Origin of the sequence: Helicobacter sp. TUL (genome assembly GCF_002287135.1) — a bacterium.
Classification (GTDB): Bacteria; Campylobacterota; Campylobacteria; order Campylobacterales; family Helicobacteraceae; genus Helicobacter_F.
This window is the reverse complement of the sequence record NZ_NESU01000010.1, coordinates 32,092-55,112: the sequence shown is the minus strand read 5'-3', so window position 1 is coordinate 55,112 and position 23,021 is coordinate 32,092. Positions and strand designations below refer to the sequence as shown.

19 protein-coding genes are annotated in these 23,021 nt (G+C 39.1%); 10 read left to right on the top strand and 9 right to left on the bottom strand.

Annotated features, from left to right (window positions below):
- Window position 1 precedes the first annotated feature (1 nt).
- Together B9T66_RS05835 and B9T66_RS05830 are read left to right on the top strand one after the other, a co-directional pair.
- Window positions 2-553, top strand: coding sequence for a HyaD/HybD family hydrogenase maturation endopeptidase (locus tag B9T66_RS05835; RefSeq protein WP_095628050.1), 552 nt, complete (start codon window positions 2-4; stop codon window positions 551-553).
- Between the two features lie 29 nt (window positions 554-582).
- The gene (locus B9T66_RS05830; RefSeq protein ID WP_095628049.1) at window positions 583-2,322 is read left to right on the top strand and encodes a hypothetical protein; all 1,740 of its coding nucleotides are present in this window, start codon (window positions 583-585) and stop codon (window positions 2,320-2,322) included.
- Between the two features lie 3 nt (window positions 2,323-2,325).
- Here the strand turns inward: B9T66_RS05830 and B9T66_RS05825 are convergent, their stop codons facing one another.
- Entirely contained in the window at window positions 2,326-5,958 is a 3,633-nt protein-coding gene (locus tag B9T66_RS05825; RefSeq protein WP_180763347.1) for a glycosyltransferase, read from the bottom strand.
- Between the two features lie 67 nt (window positions 5,959-6,025).
- Here B9T66_RS05825 and B9T66_RS05820 point away from each other — a divergent pair, with 67 nt between their 5' ends.
- The 3 genes from B9T66_RS05820 to hypB all read left to right on the top strand — a co-directional run bounded on the left by B9T66_RS05820 (window position 6,026) and on the right by hypB (window position 9,082).
- The gene (locus tag B9T66_RS05820) at window positions 6,026-6,469 is read left to right on the top strand and encodes a low molecular weight protein-tyrosine-phosphatase (protein ID WP_095628047.1); all 444 of its coding nucleotides are present in this window, start codon (window positions 6,026-6,028) and stop codon (window positions 6,467-6,469) included.
- Window positions 6,470-6,535: 66 nt separating this feature from the next.
- Entirely contained in the window at window positions 6,536-8,347 is a 1,812-nt protein-coding gene (gene traF, locus B9T66_RS05815) for a conjugal transfer protein TraF (protein ID WP_095628046.1), read from the top strand.
- Window positions 8,348-8,365: 18 nt separating this feature from the next.
- Window positions 8,366-9,082, top strand: coding sequence for a hydrogenase nickel incorporation protein HypB (hypB, locus tag B9T66_RS05810; protein ID WP_095628045.1), 717 nt, complete (start codon window positions 8,366-8,368; stop codon window positions 9,080-9,082).
- A 14-nt stretch (window positions 9,083-9,096) separates the two neighbouring features.
- Here hypB and B9T66_RS05805 read toward each other — a convergent pair whose 3' ends face one another.
- The 5 genes from B9T66_RS05805 to B9T66_RS05785 all read right to left on the bottom strand — a co-directional run bounded on the left by B9T66_RS05805 (window position 9,097) and on the right by B9T66_RS05785 (window position 13,771).
- Window positions 9,097-9,840 carry a glycosyltransferase family 25 protein gene (locus B9T66_RS05805; protein ID WP_095628044.1) on the bottom strand — a complete coding sequence of 248 codons (744 nt, stop codon included), beginning with the start codon at window positions 9,838-9,840 and terminating at the stop codon, window positions 9,097-9,099.
- Window positions 9,841-9,865: 25 nt separating this feature from the next.
- Window positions 9,866-10,129 (bottom strand): HypC/HybG/HupF family hydrogenase formation chaperone, encoded by a 264-nt coding sequence (locus B9T66_RS05800; protein ID WP_095628043.1) that lies wholly within the window; start codon window positions 10,127-10,129, stop codon window positions 9,866-9,868.
- A 155-nt stretch (window positions 10,130-10,284) separates the two neighbouring features.
- Window positions 10,285-11,619, bottom strand: a complete 1,335-nt coding sequence (locus tag B9T66_RS05795) for an outer membrane family protein (RefSeq protein WP_095628042.1) — start codon at window positions 11,617-11,619, stop codon at window positions 10,285-10,287.
- A gap of 128 nt (window positions 11,620-11,747) precedes the next feature.
- Window positions 11,748-12,701 carry an aspartate carbamoyltransferase catalytic subunit gene (locus B9T66_RS05790; RefSeq protein WP_095628041.1) on the bottom strand — a complete coding sequence of 318 codons (954 nt, stop codon included), beginning with the start codon at window positions 12,699-12,701 and terminating at the stop codon, window positions 11,748-11,750.
- Between the two features lie 20 nt (window positions 12,702-12,721).
- The gene (locus tag B9T66_RS05785) at window positions 12,722-13,771 is read right to left on the bottom strand and encodes a CapA family protein (protein WP_095628040.1); all 1,050 of its coding nucleotides are present in this window, start codon (window positions 13,769-13,771) and stop codon (window positions 12,722-12,724) included.
- 173 nt (window positions 13,772-13,944) lie between these two features.
- On the opposite strand from B9T66_RS05785, the gene B9T66_RS05780 reads away from it, so the two are divergent.
- The 3 genes from B9T66_RS05780 to B9T66_RS05770 all read left to right on the top strand — a co-directional run bounded on the left by B9T66_RS05780 (window position 13,945) and on the right by B9T66_RS05770 (window position 17,880).
- Window positions 13,945-15,228: a citrate synthase gene (locus B9T66_RS05780; RefSeq protein WP_095628039.1), complete on the top strand. Its 1,284-nt coding sequence runs from the start codon at window positions 13,945-13,947 to the stop codon at window positions 15,226-15,228.
- Window positions 15,170-16,612 (top strand): aldehyde dehydrogenase family protein, encoded by a 1,443-nt coding sequence (locus tag B9T66_RS05775; protein WP_219350218.1) that lies wholly within the window; start codon window positions 15,170-15,172, stop codon window positions 16,610-16,612. The genes B9T66_RS05780 and B9T66_RS05775 overlap by 59 nt, the downstream gene beginning before the upstream one ends.
- Before the next feature lie 107 nt (window positions 16,613-16,719).
- The gene (locus B9T66_RS05770) at window positions 16,720-17,880 is read left to right on the top strand and encodes an FtsW/RodA/SpoVE family cell cycle protein (protein WP_095628037.1); all 1,161 of its coding nucleotides are present in this window, start codon (window positions 16,720-16,722) and stop codon (window positions 17,878-17,880) included.
- Here B9T66_RS05770 and B9T66_RS05765 read toward each other — a convergent pair.
- A complete protein-coding gene (locus B9T66_RS05765) occupies window positions 17,877-18,347 on the bottom strand; it encodes a tRNA (cytidine(34)-2'-O)-methyltransferase (protein WP_095628036.1) in 471 nt (156 codons plus the stop codon). The genes B9T66_RS05770 and B9T66_RS05765 overlap by 4 nt on opposite strands.
- A gap of 92 nt (window positions 18,348-18,439) precedes the next feature.
- Here B9T66_RS05765 and B9T66_RS05760 point away from each other — a divergent pair, with 92 nt between their 5' ends.
- Window positions 18,440-19,711: an Opr family porin gene (locus B9T66_RS05760; protein WP_095628035.1), complete on the top strand. Its 1,272-nt coding sequence runs from the start codon at window positions 18,440-18,442 to the stop codon at window positions 19,709-19,711.
- A 2-nt stretch (window positions 19,712-19,713) separates the two neighbouring features.
- Here the strand turns inward: B9T66_RS05760 and B9T66_RS05755 are convergent, their stop codons facing one another.
- Window positions 19,714-20,382 (bottom strand): uroporphyrinogen-III synthase, encoded by a 669-nt coding sequence (locus tag B9T66_RS05755; protein ID WP_095628034.1) that lies wholly within the window; start codon window positions 20,380-20,382, stop codon window positions 19,714-19,716.
- Between the two features lie 11 nt (window positions 20,383-20,393).
- Window positions 20,394-20,909: an HdeD family acid-resistance protein gene (locus B9T66_RS05750; RefSeq protein WP_095628033.1), complete on the bottom strand. Its 516-nt coding sequence runs from the start codon at window positions 20,907-20,909 to the stop codon at window positions 20,394-20,396.
- Window positions 20,910-21,125: 216 nt separating this feature from the next.
- On the opposite strand from B9T66_RS05750, the gene feoB reads away from it, so the two are divergent.
- Window positions 21,126-23,006: a ferrous iron transport protein B gene (gene feoB, locus B9T66_RS05745; RefSeq protein ID WP_095628032.1), complete on the top strand. Its 1,881-nt coding sequence runs from the start codon at window positions 21,126-21,128 to the stop codon at window positions 23,004-23,006.
- Window positions 23,007-23,021 lie beyond the last annotated feature (15 nt).

Below are 23,021 nucleotides of genomic sequence, written 5' to 3'. Positions count from 1 at the left end.
CTTGAAGATTCTCATACTTGGCATTGGTAACATTCTCTTTGGAGATGAAGGCATTGGCGTTCATCTCTCCAACTACCTAAAGGTAAATTATACCTTTACCCCTAGCGATCCATCTAATCCAGTAGAAGTAGAAATTGTCGATGGTGGGACTTTGGCGCAAATGCTTATTCCACTTATTACTTCATATGATAAAGTCCTCATTCTTGATTGCGTAAGTGTAGATGGCGCAGAAATTGGCGATGTCTATGCCTTTGACTTTGATGATGTCCCAAATATCATCACTTGGGCAGGAAGCGCACACGAAGTGGAAATGCTCCAAACACTACGCCTCGTAGAAATCAATGGGGATTTGCCACCTGTTCATATCATTGGTATTGTGCCTGAAGTCATAGGTGAAGATACCGCCTTTGATCTAAGTCCCAATGTCAAAGAGGGCGCTAAACTTATGGAATCTCAAGCCATTGCTTATCTTGCAAAAAATGGAGTATGTGCCACCAAAACAAATGACCGCGATCTCCAAGAAATCGCTAACCTTTCTTTCCGCGGATTCTAAGCCCTAAAACATTCTAGCAAGGTTTATGTATGACACAATATTATGATTTTTCTTTTTCTTTACAACCGCCTGTGTTTTCTCCTACACAAATCTTTTTTACACAAATTTTATCCACACAAGCGCAGATTATCGCTAGCCAACATCTCACAGATACAAGCCATACACAATCCCCAGATGAACACACTACACAATCTTGTGAGAAAATCTATACATATGGATTTTATGCAAACCCAGATTTCACACAAGACCAAAAGCCAACATTGCATTTCATCATACATACCAACCAAACACAAGCCCTCCTTGATTTTGCAGAATCTCTTGCTACCACCCTACCACTTTCACTTGGCTTTTCATTTATTGATTTGCAAGTATGTGATTCACTACAATCACTCCAACCAATCACAATCCCAGAATATGAAGCACAAACGCATTTTTACACCGCCACCCAAACGCAAGATTTTCTCTCTGATGAGCATTTTGGGGATTTTAAACTTTTTAGCTTTGCCAAATCTCTCATGCACACGCAAGACATTTCTTCCTACCTCACGACCATACTCCATAATCTCAAATCCAATCAAAGCGTAGTGCTTGACACAGCTAGAGGCTTTAAGGAATGCTCGCTTACGCCATTTAAAGACACGACACAATCGCTTTGTGTAATGTGTGATATATCTAGCCTCAAAACATTTTTCCGCATTCACACAGCGCAAGTGGATATCCTCGCTTCATTTGAAAAGCCATTTGTGTCTCTAGCACCAAAAGAGGTTTTTGCAGATAAATTCCCCTTAGATTCTCATGGGCTTATGCTTACTGCTTTGCCTTATGATGCGATTTTACAGCTTATGAGTGCTTTATTGTTGCGTGAAGAGATCACACACTTTTTTTTACACGATACAGATATGACCCCTGCACGTGTATTCTCACACACACCTAGAGATTCTCACACGCTTTGTGTGAGTGAAAGCGGATTGTTTGTCGATACAGCACAAACCCAATGTGATTTTAAAACCCTTTTACATACCAATCTTGCTCACCACATACGCCAATCACACGATGATTCTAAACCTACCTCAAGTGTGGTATTTTATATAAGCTCTAAACACCCAAGCGCGATCTTACTTCGGACTGGAGAAAGCTTTAAACAACTTTTGGATACAACTTTTGAGGCAAACCCACAATGTCTTATAGAATCTATCCGCACAAATTATAAAAGTGGCGCAGAATTGGTAGAAAACTTTACAAAAAAACTCAATGCCCCACTTTTTGCGAACTTCACAACCACCCCCATACGCACAGATAACCTCACACATATTTTTGGTATCGCTGCCCTGCTTTTAGGTATGCACCCAAACACTGATCTTAATGAAGAGACATTGTTGCAGACTTTGCCTCACGCCTATGATTCACTCCTTGCGTGTGCTAATCAATTTTTGCGATCCAAAGGACCAAGGATTGATTATATTCTCTTGCGCGACACAGATAATACACTCACACTAGATTATCCTAGAATCTTCCGATCTTCGATGAGTTTTAAGTGTGCAGATATGGAAAATATTATCTTAGCCTATGGTTTTATCGATAGTTTTTGTGAATTTCTTGCTACGCTCGTGCGTGATGTGCAAACAAATTATGCCTTTGGGGAAAATCTTGAAGTTTTATTGTGTGGAGATGTGTTTGGGCAAAGCATATTTTTGGAGCGAATCTTGGGATTTCTACCAAAAAATATCACACTCACCCTCCCACAAGATGGCTTTTTGGATTATTGTTGATAATTATAAAAACCTTCGTAGTATAGGCATATGGTAATACAAATGATACTTGCCTCGCATATATCGCACATAAGGCTTAAGCTCTTGTTTAGAAATACCATTACCATACCCACCACTTACACTTAAAAGCTCAAAGATTCGCTTAAAGCACCATGTGATATTGTGTGCATAAAATTTTTGCAAAATGGCAAGATCTTGTGTATTATGATTGTGTGTTGTATCTTGCTTTTTACTTTCTTCAAGATACATAACAAAAAATTGCAAGATCCTTATCCAGCTTTCAAAAGCTTTGCGCCTCTTTTGTGTGTCCATTACTCCTCGCATTGTGGAAGTAGGTGAAAGAAAATAATAATACCACGGCACAAAACTCACATACACATTTTGTGCAACAAGTATGCTTTGTGTGCAAAATGGCACATCTTCATAGAATATACCCTCGATAAATCGCAAACGATGTTTGCATAAAAATGGTGCTCTATATACAAACGCCCAAGCACTTGTTATAAAGCCTCTCAAATTTTGTATAAGCTCGGTTGGAATATATACTCTAGATTCGCGTATGTGTGAAAAAATCCTGTAATCATGGATTGTAGCCTCTGCAAACTCTTGTGTAACATAATGATTGTTATACACACATATATCTACATCATTCTTCTTAAAATCTGTGATAATTATCTCCAAAGCATTGGGCGAAATATAATCATCAGAATCTACAAACATTATATAATCTATCACTGGAATATGTAGAAGTTGTGTATGTATCACATCTTGCAATGTAACTTGCACTTCTTCTACCAAAGCACCGCCTCGCTCCAAAATATCAAGTGCTTTGTTGCGGACACTAGCCTGACCAGCATTAAAAAGCGCATCTACAAAAACAATCCTTTTATCCTTTGATTGGTATGCAAGGCATATGTCACGGCTAGAATCTGTGCTTGCGTCATTAACAAGCACAATCACAAAATTTTCATAGCTTTGAGCAATAATAGAATCTAAACATCGCGCGAGATATGACTCCACATTATACACAGGCACGACTATTCCGATACATGGTTGCGTATTTTCTAGCATAGGTTGTGTGTGCTGTTTGCCTCCTAGCATTTCTTCCCATAAAGGCGCGATAGCTTCCTTGCTAAAATGTTCTTGCACTCTCTTTTTGGCATGCAATCCAAATGTGCTCCGCAAATTCTCATCACACATAAGCTTATGAAGTTTATGTGCGTAATCTTGTATAGCATTATCCGCTACGAGATAGCCTGTGTGAGAATCCACGATAATATCACTAGGACCAGTAGCGACATCAAAGGCTATGGCAGGTAACCCATAAGATCCAGATTCTATAAGCACCATACCAAAACCTTCATAATGACTACTCATCACATAAATACTCGCACTAAGATATACAGATTCTATATCTTTTGTAAAAGGACATACAATAATGCTCTCTTCTAAATTTTTGGCTTGAATTTTAGCTTGTATTTGCTCTCTTATCACACCATCGCCAACGATATGAAGCTTCCACTCACTTGCACCCTCCATTTGTGATACTTGCTCCCAAATATCTATGAGACGCAAAAATCCCTTTTGATCACCATTATCCATTCTGCCCACACTTAGGACAATTTTTTGCGAATAATCCGTGCGTTGCGTGGAGGTTGTAGGAAGAAAATTAGGAATAACCTTGATATGCTTATGAAAAGGACGATACAGAGCAATTTCAGCATAAGAGAGTAGCACGAGTGTATCAAAATAATTATTACGCTTATTATATTTCGTAAAATTTAAATGCAAAATCTTAATATACTTAGTATCTTGATGCTTTAAAAACGGCGTATATGTCCAATCATTAGCAATCACATAATCCACACGATAACGCCACCACACACGCACACTAAGCATAAACTTAAAAATATTTTTGATATAGAATCTCTTGAGTGCGTTTGTATCTTTGGAATTCTTCTCATCTCGTGTATAAAAAAACTTAACACGCACCCTCTCATCTATCGTATAAGGCAAAATAGGATTTGCTCGAAAAAAACTCACAATCTCTACACTATGTCCTAATTGCACAAATAAATTAGCGAGATTCACCACCACGCGTTCAGCACCACCGGTAATACTAACATCACCAATAGTAAGCAAAATACTAGAATGTGCACTAGGAGGACTTTGAAAAATATTTTGTGAATTTCCACGATGTGAATAGGCAGACACTTTGGCACGACAAAACCCCACAACAGCACCCAAAAAAATAAACAATACTTCTAAAATATTGGGGTACAATATATCAAAAACACTTTGTGTACATATCCCTACAAGACATACAAAAGCCCATAATGCTATAAAATCTCTTGTGGTATCTTTGGCATTACTAGCTAATTGTTTGTAACATATATAAAAAACAAATCCCAAAAAAAACAAAATCGCTATAAATCCTATGATTCCATAGCAAAACAACATACTCACAGCAAAGTTATGAGGACTATTGTATCCATTGTGTTTGGGGTTATCGACAGACACATACATTCTATTTGCTTGTTTATCTGTATGCGCTTCATAGTATTGCCAGAGATATTCTCCTATTTGAAACACTCCCACAAGGCGTGGCATAAATGGTGAATCTAAAAATGCTTCAAAAGTAGATTTGCTCATTGCTATGCGCGAAAGTGATGAATGCTCCCAAAAAAACTCTGCTTTACCATTTTTGGTGCTTTGGGGATTGCATAGAGCCCCATTAAAACACCACTTGTCATACTTACCCATTTCCACAACAGGTGTTTGAATCACTTCCCAAAAGTTATCAATCATATGTGCAAAATTATACCGATCAGGAAGTGTTTTTGTCTGTGTATAAACTCCTCCTAGAGCCAAAACTCCGGCAACAAAAACCAAAGGTAAAATCTTGCCCTTATGCCTATAACGCCACACCACAAATGGCACAAACACCATTACAAATGAAGAAACCAAAAAACTCCGCTCACCATTAGCAAACATAGCTCCCAATGTAAGGACAACTCCAAGCACACACAATATCTTTAAAGCCTTATGCTTACAAGCTACCATTCCACTAATGCACAACGCCATAGGAGCCAAAAGCCAAATATTGTATGTAAAGACCGCCTTAAAACCAAATGGCACATGATGAGTTTTAAAGTCATATCGCCAAAACTCTATCAAGCTTCCAACAACATTTACCATACACAACAACCCAAAAATACTAAACAAAATTAGCACATTACGTCGCTTTGCATAGCGGACATACAAAAACACTATCACAAACAATACAAGATACTTAACAATATGCGTATTTACAGACCCAAAGACCTTGCCAAAACTTCGAGGCATAATCTCATCAAAATAGCTAAGAAGCCCCAAAACAATCACCACACCAAAGCTTATAAGCGGTATGCGCAACAAACGCAAATCATCTCTCAACACAAAATGCTTATAAGCAAAAATAATATACAAAACTCCGCCTATCTGAAAAAAGCCCTGTGCTTTAAAATTCGCACCTAAATCAAGTCCAAAACCATACAAACAAAGCCCTATACCAAACAACACAAGCACAATTTCCTCATAATAACGAGGCATAAAAGAAAAAATCTTATTTTTCACAATATTTTGCATTTTTTGCATACGCATACCTACCCCAAAACCAAAATTAAAGCTACAATTCTATCTAAAAAATCCTTAGGAGCATACTATGCACTCTATCTTATTTGTTTGTCTAGGCAATATCTGCCGATCGCCACTCGCAGAGGGAATCGCACGCGAAATGATTAAGCAAAAAAATCTCGCTATCAAAGTAGATTCTGCTGGGACAAGCGGGTGGCATATCGATGAGCCACCTTGCGAGGGATCGCGATTGGTAGCCAAAAAACACGGCTTTAGTATCGATGATTTACGTGGCAGACGCCTAAGCGTGTATGCTGATGATTGCTTTGATCTCATCATCGCCCTAGATTCTCAAAATTATCGCGACATTCTCGCACTAGGCTTTGATCAAACAAAAGTCCGCAAATTAGGGGATTATGGATTAGGCGGTGCTGATGTGCCTGATCCTTATACATACAAAGATATGGAGGGCTTTGAAGCAGTGTATGCGATGATAGCCAAGGGTGTGGGCAATATTTTGGCAGATCTCTAAGCCTCATTTAATCCACGCTAAAGTAAAATCGCCACCAACAAAGCACAATGTATTGGGGAGGGTATAATGCAATTATTCTCACACATTAGGATAACAACACGCTTTATATATATGAATCTTTGCTTTCTTGCTTGTATACACACAAGCTTTGCTCTAGGGTTTGGCTCTATGGGGCAAGTTTCTAGCTCCATAGGCGGTGCGGGTGTGGCACTCAAAAACTCCGCGTGGGGTATCTACTACAATCCCGCGCTTCTTGGTGCAGACAGACGCACGAAAATCGGCTATAGCTTTGGTGCACAGATTCAAGAACAAAATCTCTTAGAAATCGCGACCAACATCGATGGAATCACAAAGATTAGTAGCACACTAGGCGATAAGCTTTTGGGTGGTGCGGTAGCTGGTGGTGCAGTTACCATAAATGGACAATCTGTAGGTGGGGTGTTTGGTGATACGCTACAAAATCTCTTTGGGTCAACAAATATTGATCAAAGTGCCATTGATAAAGTTGCACAAGATATAGGAGTTACTTGCAATACCGGTTGCAATAACTTAGGAGACCTAGCTACTGCTATACAAGGTAATCAAAATGGTGCAGCAGAAAACCTCAAAAATAAACTTATCGATGCCGCAAATGCTGCTGGTGCACCGCCACTGCTCACTGGAATCTTAGGTAGCATTGATCCAAGTGGGCTTGATGAACTTCTAACTTCTATCAAAAATGGTAAGGTTGATTTTCAAGACATCATAAGCACAGTAGGAGGGATCACCATACCAAAAGGTGCAGATTCAGATATCGATCAGCTTCTCTCTGCGTTTGAAACAATGCAAAAGGCGATAGAGAGCAACGAAATAAGTATCATCTCACAAAATGGCTTAGTGCTACAAATCGGTGGCAGACAACCCACAAGAAAAATAGAAGCCGATGGCATAGGTGAAGTAACCGTGCAAGAAAGTGATAATGGACGCGGTGCGGTGGCTATAGGTATCTTGCCCCAAGTTTTTGCAAGTATTTCAGCAGAAATCAACTCAAAACATCGCAGACTCATCGTGGGTATCGGTGCTGGATGTGATATCAAAACTGGAAATAACTGCACCTTTATAGAAGCTAAACCGGGTGGCGATGGTCTTACTTTAGATGTGGTAAATGGTGGAACTGGTAATGGTCAGAGTGAATATCTTAGTAGCTCTATTCTCACAGGTAAACATACACCCTATGGCGTTGTGTTAGGGCTTGTAGAAATACCTATAGCCTATGGACATACCTTTTATACACGCGCAGGTGATATAAATATAGGGATTGCGCCCAAATTTATCCTTGCTTCTGCCTATCGCTACAACACGCCTATTAGTTTCTCTGAAACACCCAATATCAAATTTGATACCAACACGATGCAAATGACACAAACATTTGGGCTTGATTTGGGTTTGCTCTATACACCTGCATTTTTGCCCAATCTCAACATAGGCTTAGTCGCTAAAAATCTCAATGCACCAAAAATCAATCTAAGCGGAAGTGATGGGTATGTGCGATTGACCCAACAATTGCGCGCAGGTGTCAGCTATGAAATGCTAAACTTCCTAACTCTAGCGCTTGATGTCGATGTATTGCCTAATGACACGCTCTCAATCGCCAATCCCAAAAGCCAAATGGTTGGCGGTGGTATCCTCGCGGATTTTACATTTATCGATTTTCGTATCGGTGCTATGCGCGATCTCTATAGCAAGTCAGGAGAAGGCACAATCCTTACAACTGGTGTGAATCTCTTTGGATTCCTTGATGTGAGCGTGCAATATGGACTAGGCAAAAATGTTACACTCTATGGTTTTAATGTCTCAAACTATATGGTATTGCGTGTGGGTGGGCAGTTTAGCTTCTAAACTATGAAAGGAAATGCTATGCAACAATCTTTAGAATCTAATCCTACACTTAACCCAAAAAGTGTCGCGGTAGCCAAACGCATACTTTCGGCAAATGATAAAAAAGCCAATGAATTGCGGGAGTTTTATAAAGAGCATAATCTCTATGTGCTAAATTTTATGAGTTCTCCAGGTAGTGGCAAAACGACATTTTTAGAATCTCTAAGTGCGTGTGAGGATTTTAGATTCTGTGTGTTGGAGGGAGATTTGCAAACAAATCGCGATGCGCAACGCTTGGAGCAAAAAGGAGTGAGCGCGTATCAAATCACCACTGGCGAGGCGTGTCATCTCGAAGCGGTAATGGTGGAGCAGGGTTTAGCAGAGCTTGCCAAGCGTTGTGATTTGCATACATATGATTTTTTGGTAATCGAAAATGTCGGCAATCTCGTGTGTCCAGCAAGTTATGATTTGGGCGCAGCGCTTAATGTGGTCTTTCTCTCCACACCGGAGGGCGATGATAAGATTCTCAAATATCCAAGTATGTTTTTGTGTGCAGATGTCGTCGTGGTTTCTAAGGCGGATTTGTGCGAGGTGTTTGGATTTGATATAGAGCGTGTGAGAGAGGATCTCGCACGACTAAAAAAAGATGTGCCACTCTTTTTACTTAATAGCCGAGATAGCACAAGTGTAAGCACACTCAAGGACTTTTTTATCCAATGCAAAAACAAGGGGCTATATAGTAAGCATATTTTTTGAGACTTAGCCTCTGTCTAAAACTTCTTAAAATGCGTGAGACAAAAGAGAAATTTATAAATTTGCAACCCAAAACGCGAAATTTCGCGCGTGATTTTTGTCAATCCCTTGGCTTTGATTTCAGCCCTATCAGAAATGTCTGTTGATGTTTGATCTTCTGCTAACAAATAGGGCATACTTACCAAAATCCAAACTTTGTGAATATAAAACATATCCATATAATCATCTACAGGAAAAACCCACTTCCCAGCATACGCAAGAAACTTCCTTGCCCCAGAAGGCGTGAGATAATACCCTTGTGTCCCAGAGCAAATTTGTGTCGTTGAAATAATATGAGGCATACTTGTAGGTTTATAAGATTTGAGTGTGCGTAACGCCATAAGTCGCACATACTCATAATTACTTTGCACAATCTCTAGCACACCGTGTGCAAAATGTTCGCTAAAGCATACATCATCTTCTAAAATGATACAGGGCTTATCTTCCTGTGCGCATTTCTGCCAAAGCGTATAATGAGACGCAAAACACGCTAATTCACCCTCGCTAAGCACCTTACCTCGTAGTAATATACACAAGCGATGATTGTAGTGCTTTTCAAATCGTTTATGTTCTTTGGCTTTTGCGTCGATTGCCTCAAAAAATTCAAACTCCAACACTTCACGCAAAAAAGGATATGTATCCAGCAGTGTAGCTATTCTTGAATGCATTGTGTTATAACGATCCTTGGATCGCTTGAGATTAATAATAAACACTTTTACCATATATGCTCTTATTATGTAATTTTGCTTAGCGATTGGCTTCTTGTAATTCTCGCTCTTCTTCTTCCATAGATTCTATAATCTCTTCATAAAGTTTGAGACTTTCATATGCGGCTTGTTCATCTATTTTGTTCATCACAAAACCAATATGCAACAACACCCAATCTCCAATCGCTAATTCTCCGTCAAACAAATCCAATCGCGCCTCACGCTTGACACCTAGCGTATCGACCATGGCGACATTAGCAACTCTATCTATTGAATCTACTTTGGAAGGTATAGCAAGACACATTATGTATTCCTTATATCAAAATAATGTTAGATTCTAACATAAGTTTATTGTATTTTTTGTAAGCTCGTATGAAAAGAATAGAAGTTAAGAAACATATATAAGCAATAGATTCACCATAGTGAATCTATTGTTAAAAAGTCTAGCGCATATGCACATTAAAATGTATGTGTCATATAGAAGAATATATGGCTACGATCATCGGTGCGGTTTGCAGTAAGCTTTTGCCCAACGATTACCCCTTGAAATGGATTATATCCTGCTTTTGTTGTATCGCTAAACCACTCAAGCTTACCACCGATTTTAAAGTCTTCGCGGATTTTATAGCCCAAATTTAGCGCTACGCTCTGCTCTGCACTTCTAGGAGAATTTGTCCCTCGTGCCAACACTTGCCAATTAAATGCACCATAAGTCGCACCCATATAGCCATAGCCTGTGAAAGCATCTTTACCAACCATATCTGAAAGGCTTTGTCCTATATCATATGCTCCAGCTGTCCAAAAATCTACGACTGAAAGCACAGGGTTACCATAGCGTCCGATAAGCTCATTGGCATTGCCAAAGTTTTTGTAAATCCCTACACCAAAATTGAAGTTATTTACATCAAAGCGTTGATCAATCCAAAGTGTCGCTGAGCTTGAATTAATCACTCCCCAATCTCTTTGACCACTACCTATGCCATCAGGATCCTTAGGATTTTTAGGATCAGCACTTGTATCAAGACCATCAAAACTACTTAATGCCTGTGGGAAAAGTGTGCGCACACGCGTTAATGATCTAAAACCAGAAAGCTGAAAATCTGTATTTGTATCGTATGTGAAGCTAACGCCCGGTGCAGTTACTTTGCTATCAACATAATATGAAAATACCGAGGTTTTAAATCCACCAAAGGTAAGATCAACCCCTGCGGCAAAAATATCTTTTTTTAGTCCATGCACACGATAAAAGTCTAAAAACCATTGATTATATGCAAATGCCCTCCTATTAGACCAAAAACCCCATAGCTTAAATGCGCCTGATTGGATATAGCCCTCGGCACCTTGATTATATCCACTAAACCATTCACCTACCTTACCAGACTGATAACGACCTGCCTTGAGGTAAAGATGTGTGCCTTCATAGCTTAGGTAAGCATTTTGGATCATATAGTTTTGCACTTTTCCTTTATCCCAACTATACCCAAAATACGAAGCCTGCACTGGAGAAGCATTAAAGCTATAACCACTAGCTGTAAATCCTTGTGTAGAATCAAATGCTAAACCTGCCAAACTTCCACCTAAGCCAAACGCAAATCCAGCCCCAAGATCTGCCTTAAGATTGAGTTGAGAAAATAATGTCGTGAAGCTATCTGTAGGAGCTCGACCTGTAGCTACATCTGGAGTAACATTATTAAAACCCCATTTTGTAAAAGTCTCTGCTGACCCACTTATTGTGTAATCAAAAGCCTGTGCACTTGCACATACCAACGCCAAACTAAGCAAACTTTTTTTCATCTGCACCCTCCTCTTATAATTGTTGTTGTAAAAATTTAGGGAAGTTTCATTATAGCACAAACCCTCGTGAAATGTAGATTCTATTTACAGATATGAGGATTTGTAGATATGGCGTGGCAAGATTGTGACTATGCGATCAAAAAATCAAGTGCTGCCATACGCACACATACACCATTTGTTACTTGCTCAAGCACCTTAGATCGAGAATCTTTAAGCACCTCATCATCAATATCAATATTACGATGCACAGGTCCAGGGTGGAGAATGATACAAGGATTGTTACCCACAATCTCTTTGGTAACGCAAAAGCGTGACGCATAATCTTTTAGCGACCCATAAATCACCTGATCGTGACGCTCTGTTTGGGTGCGTAAGCTCATAATCACATCAACTTCTTGCGCTATGGCTTTGAGATTATCACTTGTGCGTAATGAAGTTTGAGGCAAAAAATGTGGTGGTGCTACAAGAATTACTTCCATACCAAAACGCGTCAGTAACTCGATATTGCTATTTGCTACGCGAGAATTTACCACATCACCCACAATCGCTATTTTTTTGCCTTTTATAGAATCTAGTGGCGCAAAAGGAGCGATAGTATCTGCGTTTTTAAGAGTTTGTAATTCCTCTAAGCCAAAATGCTCAATAATAGTCAAAAGATCCAAAAGCGCTTGGGTTGGGTGAGAATGCGCTCCATCACCTCCATTGATAATAGGACAATTTACATGCGCACTAAGATAATATCCTGCTCCTGCATTTCTGTGGCGTATGATAATCGCATCTGGATTCATTGCATTGAGATTGGCTGCGGTATCTGAAATCGTCTCACCTTTGGAGGTAGAGCTACGCGACACATCAAGGCGTAAAATATCACCGCCAAGATTTTTTACTGCTAATTCAAAGCTTGAGAGAGTGCGCGTGGAGTTTTCAAAAAAAATGGTGATCACATTTTTGTGTTTTAATGGTTGGTGTGTGGGAGTTTTTGACATAAGGAGTTGCTTATAATGTAAGGCATTATGAAAAAGCGTGATAATCTCTTGTGTGCTAAAATCGCTCGTGCGGATTAAGTGGCGTATATCAGACATACAAACTCCTTTTAGATTCACTATTTGTGAGATTTGCTTTTGGGCTTAAACTCTGAAAACAAAATCGCATTATACTCTTTTTGGATTGCTTTATAATTTGGCAAAAGTGTCTCATTGAGTTTGCTAAATGGATATAGGCGGACATTTTTGCCTTGTGTAGAATGCGTGTAGATGAGTTCAGATTCTATATTGTCAAAAATGATCTTACCTTCTTTAGTTTTATGCAGACTAAGCCCAATGAGAGCTCCAATATTTTTTGCCAAGCCCTTTTGTCCGGAAATAAAATTCCCTAAACTATATGCAACAAATGTATTATCAATAATTTCGATAGGCTGAATGACATGAGGGTGATTGCCGATGATAATATCCACACCATTATTGGCAAGTAAGCGCGCAAACTCGCGTTGCTCTTTGCTAGGAGTTGTCTCATACTCTATCCCCCAATGCATAGACACAATAAGCACATCTACCTTATCACGCACTGCTTTAATATCCTCAAGAAGCATTTGTTTAGTATAAACATTGACAAGATATTCCTTACCCTCTGGCAGGGGAATACCATTTGTCCCATAGGTATATGCAAGCATAGTATATGTGATACCATTTTTGCGCATTATGCGTGGTGTAGCGCGTGATTGTTTGCTTTCATAACTTCCTGCGGTAAGCAAATCACTAATGTTATGCTCTTTTGTCCGCCAATACTCTAGCATAGCACGCACACCTTTTTCGCCTCGATCAAGCGTATGATTATTTGCAAGACTTACAAGATTAAACCCCAAAGCCAACATTGCATCGCCAAATTCTTGTGGGGAATTAAAATTTGGATAGGTGCTAAGCCCAAGTTGCGTGCCACCTAAAATTGTTTCTTGATTATAGAATCTCACATCATAAGATTCTACCAATGGTGCGATAGATTCTATCATTGGGGCAAAATCATAACGATCTTGCGTAAAGGCATCATCATACACACTCTTATGCAAAAGCGCATCACCAACCATAACAATCTTTAGTGAATCTGATGCCACTAGATGTATAACACAACACGCAACCAACAAAAAGATTTTTTTCATCATTATCCTTACAATCTCAATAATGCTATAATGCTTACAATTATAACACACTAAAGACCAAAGCTTTACTTTTTGAAAATGTTACATAGAAGTTTAAAAATATTTTAACTTCTATTTAGAAAAATATGTAAGACTAGATAATGTTACACTTAAAATCACCTAAGGAGGCAATTATGGGAACAATCACTCTCACTAACAACCAAACAAACGAAAGTTTTGAATTTGAGCTTATTGATTGTAATCGCGGACCCCAAGCAGTAGATTTTTCTAAGCTTTTTGAGCGCACAAATATTTTTAGCTACGACCCTGGTTATGGTAGCACAGCAGGATGCAAAAGCACGATAAGCTATATTGATGGCAAAAATAGCCAATTGCTTTACAAAGGTATCCCTATCGAAGATATTGTAGAAAAATACCGCTTCACTGATGTGTGCAAACTGCTTCTGACAGATTCACTACCAAAAGACAAAACAGAATCTGATGAATTTGACTTAGAATTACGCCATAGAGGATTTTTACACGAAGGACTTGTGAATATATTCCAAGCTTTCCCAGATAATGCACATCCTATGGCAAACCTAAGCTCCGCAGTCGCCGCACTATCAACTTTTTATTTTGAGCATAGAGATATGCACAAAGAAGAAGATTATCAAATAATGGCACGCCGTATCATTGCCAAAATCACAACGCTTGTAGCATTTTCTTATCGTAATTCAATCGGCGCACCTTTTATTTATCCAGACATCAATCGCTCATATGTTGAGAATTTCCTCTATATGCTTCGCGCATATCCACATGGCAAACTTAAGCACACACTAAAAGGTGAGCAAGAAATCACGCCATTAGAAATTGAAGCACTTGATAAAATCTTTAGTCTGCATGCAGATCACGGACAAAATGCCTCTACAACCACTGTGCGTAATGTTGCCTCAACAGGTGCGCACCCATATGCGGCAATTTCAGCAGGAATAAACGCACTATGGGGAGCAGCACACGGAGGTGCGAATGAAAAAGTGCTTATCCAGCTCAATGAAATAGGAGATGTCAAAAATGTGGCAAAATTCGTAGAGAGAGCTAAAGACAAAAATGATCCATTTAGACTTATGGGCTTTGGACATAGGGTCTATAAAAGCTACGATCCACGCGCAAAAACTATCAAAAATCTCAAAAACGAACTAGATAAAAAAGGTATCAAAATGGATCATCGCTTAAGCGACATAGCCGAAAAACTTGAGGAAGTGGCACTAAGTGATGATTACTTTAAGGCTAGAGGTTTGTATCCAAATGTGGATTTTTATAGTGGTATTATCCTTACAGCGCTTAAAATTCCTGTATCTCTTTTCACGCCTATTTTTGTTATAGGTAGAATGCCAGGTTGGTGTGCGCAACTCATTGAACATGTCAAAGATCCTACTACGCGTATCACACGACCGCGACAAGTGTATGTGGGCAAATAATATTCAAACTCTGCGTGAAAATAGCAGAATCTACAAGCCATTGCAGGAGCGCTTAAATGCGCTCCAAAGCTTAAAGCGCACACTCCAAAAATACGAATCTCAGATTTTAGAAGCATTATACAAGGATCTCCACAAACATCCGACTGAAGCGTTTCTTACAGAACTTTTTCAAGTCTATGAAGAATTAGAATTTATGATCACAAATCTACCAAAGCTTATGCGTCCCAAAAAAGCCAAAACACCACTGACACATTTTGGCTCAACAAGTAGGATATATGCACAAAGCTATGGAGTAGTCCTTATCATTTCGCCATGGAATTATCCGCTAAATCTCTCACTTATTCCGCTTATAGGAGCTATCGCTGGTGGAAATTGTGTCGTGCTAAAGCCATCTGAATACAGCACGCATACTTCGGCATTGCTTGTGCGTATCATAGAAGAATCTCTAGCACCAAATCTTGTTCAAGTTGTGCTAGGAGATAACAAAATAGGTGAAGCATTACTCCAAGAAACATTTGATTTAATATTTTTTACCGGCAGTGTGAATGTAGGGCGTATCGTAATGCAATCTGCTGCCAAGAATCTTACGCCTGTGGTGCTTGAGTTAGGAGGCAAAAATCCTTGTATCATCACACAACACGCAGATATTGACACTGCGGCAAAAAGAGTAGCGTGGGGAAAATTCCTCAATGCAGGACAAACTTGCATAGCTCCAGATTATCTTTTTGTGCAAGAAAATATCTTGGAGGAATACATACAGGCATTAAAACAATGGACAATCAAATTTTTTGGCGCAGATCCCAAACAAAGCCCAAATTTTGGGCGTATCATTAGCCCAAGGCATTTTGCTCGGATACAAGCTCTTATGCAACAAAGTATGCAATCTAGTGCTACACAACACAAGATCCTTGGTGGCGAGCTAGATTCACAATCCTTATATGTCGCTCCAACGATATGCATCATACAACCCACCAAAGAACACCCATTAATGCAAGAAGAAATCTTTGCGCCTATCTTGCCTATCATACCTTTTAAAAAACTTTGTGAATGTCTCGCGTTTAGCTCGCAGTTTCCTAAACCATTGGCAAGTTATATCTTTACCAAAAATTCACAAGAAAAGACATTTTTTCTACAAAACTTTAGCTTTGGCAATGGCTGCATAAATGATTGCATTACACAAGTGGCAAATCCACACCTACCATTTGGGGGTATCGGCAATAGCGGTATGGGAAGCTATCATGGCACACAAAGCTTTTTGACATTTACGCACCAAAAAAGTGTGATAGAAAATCACTTTGAGTTTCCCCTACGATATCCGCCATTTAAGCAAAAGCTTTTTGGATTAGATTTTATCAAGCTGTGCAAAATGCTTATCCGTTTTTAGATTCTCTGTAAATCTTCTCTCCCATACAAGACAGAGAATCTTACAAAAACTAGAGAATTTAGCTACAATTACGCCTTAAAGCTACGATCACATATTTAAGGATATTCTTGATTCACTTACGACTTTTTTTTATCGTTGTGTTGCTCTCTAGCATAGGCGTGGTAGTGTGCTATTCATTATCCGTATATCCGGTTGAATTTTTTGGCTATGGGGAATTTCATTTTTTCATACGGCAATTTTTTGTTGCATGTGTAGGAATCCTGCTTATGTGGGCTATTGCTCAACTCAATCCAGATTCTAGTTTTAAAAAAATTGGTTGGTTTTTATTCTTTGCGTCTCTTGTGCTTATGATTGGTATGCATTTTTTACCAAGCTCTTTGGTAAGCTCCGCAGGAGGAGCAAAACGATGGATAAAACTTCCTAGCTTTTCACTTGCCCCATCGGAATTCTTTAAAATTGGCTTTGTGTATTTTTTGGCATGGAGCTTTTCTCGCAAATTTGGTATGCACACGCCTCTTAGCCTCAAAGATGAGATTAAACTCTTTATTCCTTATTTCTTTTTGTTTTTGGTAGCGGTGGTGCTTATTGCTGTATTGCAAAATGATTTGGGGCAAGTGATTGTCCTTGCGCTAACACTTGGCTTTATGCTACTTTTTGCTGGGGGTAGCTTGCGATTTTTGGGGTTATTGTTTCTTATTACAATCAGTGTAGGACTTATAGCGATTATTACAAGCCCTCACCGCATTATGCGCGTTAAGCTTTGGTGGGCAAACGCACAAGATTCTATCTTGGGTTTGCTCCCACAAACTTGGGCGCAATCCTTGCGTATTGAGAATCTCCCCGAACCATATCAAATCTATAATGCCACCAACGCAATGTATAATGGAGGTTTTATAGGCAATGGCTTAGGCAATGGACTTATTAAGCTAGGATTTTTAAGTGAAGTGCATACCGATATGGTTTTAGCTGGTATTGTTGAGGAATTGGGCTTTGTAGGATTATTTTGTATCGTTTTAGCTTTTAGCGCAATGATTTTTTGGATTTTTAAAATAGCTAATAGAATCCAAAACACGATGTATTATCTCTTTTGTGTGGGAGTTGGGTTGCTTTTGGCATTTTCTTTTATCATCAATGCCTTTGGTATAGCTGGAATTACGCCTATCAAAGGTATTGCTGTGCCATTTTTGAGCTATGGTGGTAGCTCATTACTTGCAAGTTGTCTTAGTCTAGGGATCGTGCTAAGTATCGCGCGTAAAGCAAAAATCTAGCACAATGCCTCAAAACCCTTAGTCTGTCGCAATGCCTCATACAACACCGCGCCAACACAAGTAGCGAGATTCAGACTACGAGCTATAGGCGCCATAGGCAATCTATAAGTTTGTGAAGAAAAAGAATGCAAGATATGCTCATCTAATCCAGCGTCTTCACGCCCAAAATACAAATAACAATCACCCTCAAAGTTTGCCTCATAATGAATCTGCTTGGCTTTGGTGCTAAAGAAAAAATGATGTGCTAAATCCACTGGATAAGTATCCCAAAAATGCGTGAGATTCTCCCATTCTCTGACTTCCAAATGCTGCCAATAATCAAGTCCTGCACGCTTGAGCTCTTTTTGTGTTGTGCGAAAACCTAAAGGTTTTATAAGATGCAACATAGATGCAGTAGCGACACACAAACGCCCGATATTGCCTGTATTTTGTGGAATTTGTGGCTCAACAAGCACAATATGAATCATAAATACACTCCTGCTGTATAATAGTTATTTAGCTTTTTATGTAAAAACCGATTTTATACACGGATAAATCGGAAGAGAATCTAAGGACATAAATGATAAAAAAATTTTTTTGCTCTCTAATATGTATAGGCTCTACTCTAGCATATGACACAATCGATGAAGCTCTCCAAAATGGTATCTCAAATGGTGATGTCGTGCTATATGGCTCTAACACTAATATAAGTGGCGCAGGACTTGTGCCAAATACTGGAAGTGATCTTAGCAACAACGGCTATGTAGCAGGTAGTATAGGTTTAGCATATCGATCAGGATTCTATAAAACTTGGCGTTTTATGGTTAGCTTTCGTGCTGCACAAGCTTTTTTTGAAGCAAATGAAAATTCTGTATGGCTTAATGATAGCAATTCGCCAAATCGGACAGGATCTGTAGGTGATGCGTCAAAAGATTTTTATTCCAACTATCGCGCTATGCTTGGGCAATCATATTTAGAATATTTTGATGGTGATACAAGTGTGCGGACAGGGAGAATCTTTGCCAAAAGCGAATGGGCAGATCGCCTTATTGATGGAGTATATATCCGCAACAAATCCCTAGAAAATACCCTTATTGAAGCGTTTTGGGCAAAATCAAGCGGTTATGTGCAATACAACAAAATGACAGGTATGTATGCCATAAATCCATATACTAATACAGGTCTCACAAATGTGAGCATTCAGCACACACTTTGGGATCTTTTATCTCTTAAAGTGTATGGAATCTTTACGCCCTCCATATTCAATGCAGTTGGATTCAAAGCCGCACTCAAATATGAGGTTTCTAATTCCTATATGGGGGCAAGCACAAACTTTACAACAAGCTTTGAGGGATCAAGGAGCTTGGTAAATAACACGACAGGTAATGGATTTGTGTTTGACATACGAGCCTTTGTTGGTGTCAAGGATTTTATCCAAAATATGCGCAATGGCTTAGAAATAAGCGGGGGCTACATAATGAGTGGCACAAATGGCATAGGCAGTCTTAATATCATTGGTAATAATGTCAGTCCATTTTTTATGTGGGGTGGTAAGGCATTTTTGCTAGGTAGTGATGTCGCACTTGCGTTTGGAAAAATAAACTTTAGCATTGATAGAATCTCTCTAGCGCTTGTGTATGGTAGCACAAGATTCCATAATCCCTATTCAATGGCTTCATTTAGCAGAATCCAAGGAGTTTATGATCGTGTCAATGAAGTAAATTTCTTATTAGAATTTGGCACGAGCGAACACTCTTCACTCTTGCTTAATGTCCTAAATACACACGGCGGAGATATGGTGTATTATCCACATACAACAGCAGTGAATCTAGGCGTAAAACTCGCATTCTAGGATTATGGTATTTTTTGTGCCAAATCTCTAGCAAGCTCTATACAACCATCAATACTCTGTGTGGGACTTACAAATGCCATAATTTCAGGATCAAATGCACTAAAAGTAGTCATACCAATGGCTACTGCTACATAATTTGGATCCCAACCAAAATTTTGCTTAAATGCTATAAACGAGCTTGGGGCTGTAAATATTAAAATGCTATTGCTCTCTGGCTTAAGCGTAGAATCAAGTTGTAGTGGTTCATTAGCATACGCAATACACTCTTTAAGGTCAATGTGTGCTTCTAATAATGTTTCATTCAGTTTTGAAACAATATGTCGTGCGCGCATATAAAGTGGTGCTTTGCCCTTTAAAAGCTGCACAAGATCTTTTGCAAAATTTGATCCATGCGCATCACTTCCGATAAATGCGATATTTGCACCATATTTTTGCAATTGCTTTGCGCTACTACCACCTATTACATAACTTGGTATTTCTTGCCATTGTGCAAGGGCTGGATTATCTTGAGCGCATTGTGCAAGGGCTGCAATTGCGTAGCGAGAGGTAAAAATAAGGCTATCTCTCCCCTCTAACACATCACTAGGAATCTCCCCAAAGCGAATCCCACTTACAATTAAGCTCTTTACTTCTTTGCTAGGACGAGTCCCCACAAGCACAATTTCTCTCATGTTGGTTTGCCCTACCTAAAGCCTTTCCAAAATACCACGCTTACTACACCACACACAATGAGTGTCAATCCCACAGCAAAACTCAATAAAAAGGCTAGAATTTCTGGGAAACGTATAAATATAAGTCCCAAAATCACACAAATCACACCCAAAACCATCACAGAGCTAAAGGCATTATGACTCATCGCGCGCATCGTAAATGCAAGAATAATCCATATTACACCCTTAAAAAGCACCCAAAATGCAATTACCAAAGGAATAAAACTCTCCCCTATTTGTTCATTGCTAAAAAGTAAAATAAGCGCCAAAACAATAGATACAATCCCATCAAAAAGCACCCAACGCGGTCTATAAAGGCTCTGAAAAAAATAATAAATAGACACAATCCCCATTGCACACATCAAAAGCGCGGCAAAATAACTTAGCGTAAGCATTGTCCTATCAGGAAAAATCATACATATCACACCAAGCATAATCACACATATGCTACACAAAAGCCACAACATACGAATAATTTGTGTTTTCATTGTATTTCCTTACATATAAAACTAGATTTATTCTAGCAAAATTCTGTAGAGTTAAGACTTTTTAAAGTAAAAAACCTTGTGTCATTGCAAAATTGTAGAGTATTTTTACACGACTTAGCTTAAAAACACAAACAACCTCCCAAAAATTAAAATAATAATAATTCCTATATTATCTTTGTGTGCTATAATCCCCTCACAAATTTTGTAAGGAAAGGTATGCAAACACTTACTATTGCGCTTGTGGGACAACCAAATGTCGGCAAAAGCTCACTCATTAATGCCATATCAGGTGCTAACCTCAAAGTAGGGAACTTTAGTGGAGTAACCATAGAAAAGACACAAACGACTATCACATACAAAGGCTACACGCTACATTTCATTGATTTACCTGGACTTTATAGCCTTAATGACTATTCTCTTGAAGAATCTATCACAACCAATTTTTTGCATAATAGCCATTATGATCTTATCGTGAATGTGCTAGATTCTACAAATCTTGCGCGCAACCTCGCCCTAAGCCTCCAACTGCTAACACTCAATCACAAAATGCTACTTGCCCTTAATATGAGCGATGAAGCACAAAAGGAAAATCTCACACTAGATACACAACTCCTAAGCCAAAAACTTGGCATAGAATGTATCACAATAAGCGCCAAACACAAATACAATATCACCGAACTTTTAGAAAGCATTATCCGCACTCTTACGCATAACCAACCTAGCGACGCACAACGCGCATTTGCCACATTAGATTCTCATCATGCAAGCACTCAAGCCTTAACTTTAGCAAAAGCTTGCATTACACAAAATACTGCCACAAACTTCACCCAAAAATTAGATTCTCTTTTGCTTCATAAAGTCTTGGGGTTGCCTATTTTTTTGGTGTTTATGTGGTGTATTTTTCAGCTAACATTTAGCCTTGGTGAATATCCAAAAACATGGATTGAATCTAGCATGGATTTTCTCGCACAAACTCTTAAAGATTATATTCCTTATCCTGAACTTGGATCATTACTTGGCGATGGGATACTTTCGGGAGTAGGTGCGGTGCTAAGCTTTTTACCACATATCCTTATACTTTTTTTGGGCATTGTGTTTTTGGAGGGCACGGGTTATATGGCGCGCGTGTCCTATCTCCTTGATGGAATCTTGCGACACTTTGGCTTGCATGGTAAAAGCTTCATACCCCTTGTGAGTGGCTTTGGCTGTTCGGTCCCAGCATTTATGGCAACTCGCACACTAAAAAACCCCATAGATAAACTACTCACACTTTTTATCATCAATTTTATGAGCTGTAGCGCAAGATTGCCTATTTATACGCTCTTTGTTGGGATATTTTTTAGCGCCAATGTCGCTGGGAGCGTGTTATTTGGAATCTATATTTTAGGGGCAATTATAGGGCTTGTGAGTGCTAAAGTCTTGCGTCTTAGTATTTTTAAAGGCAAAAGTGAGCCATTTGTCATGGAAATCCCAAAATACCGACTCCCAAGCTTTAAACTCGTAGCACTTAGTGTCCTAAACAAAGCAAAAATGTATCTAAAAAAAGCTGGTGGATTTATCTTGGTTGCATCGATACTGATTTGGTTTGGGACTAACTATCCAAAAGATTCTACACTCATAGATTCGTATGAAACACAAATCGCACTTACACATTCACAAGAAACGCAAGATTTACTACAAAAAGAACTCGAATCTAAGCTTTTGGAGCAAAGCTTTTTGGGAAAAATTGGTGAAGCAATTACGCCTATTTTTGCACCTATGAATTTTGATTGGCGGTTATGCGTTAGTCTCCTAAATGGTTTGGCGGCAAAAGAAGTTGTTGTGTCATCTATGGGTGTGCTCTATGCATTGGGAGAAGGACTTGATGAAGAGAGCGTAAGCCTGCAAGAAGCCATTAGGGCAAATGTAAGCTTTCCTAGCGCGATAGCCTTTATTTTGTTTGTGATGTTTTATAATCCATGTCTTGCCGCGACTATTGTCTTTACCAAGGAAGCCGGAGGGTGGCGCTATAGCGCAATGCTTTTTGTTTTTACAAGCATTGTGGCGTATGTGTGCGCGTTTATAGGATATTTCATAGCGTTGGCATTGGGACTTTAACATTCCTTTAAAGCA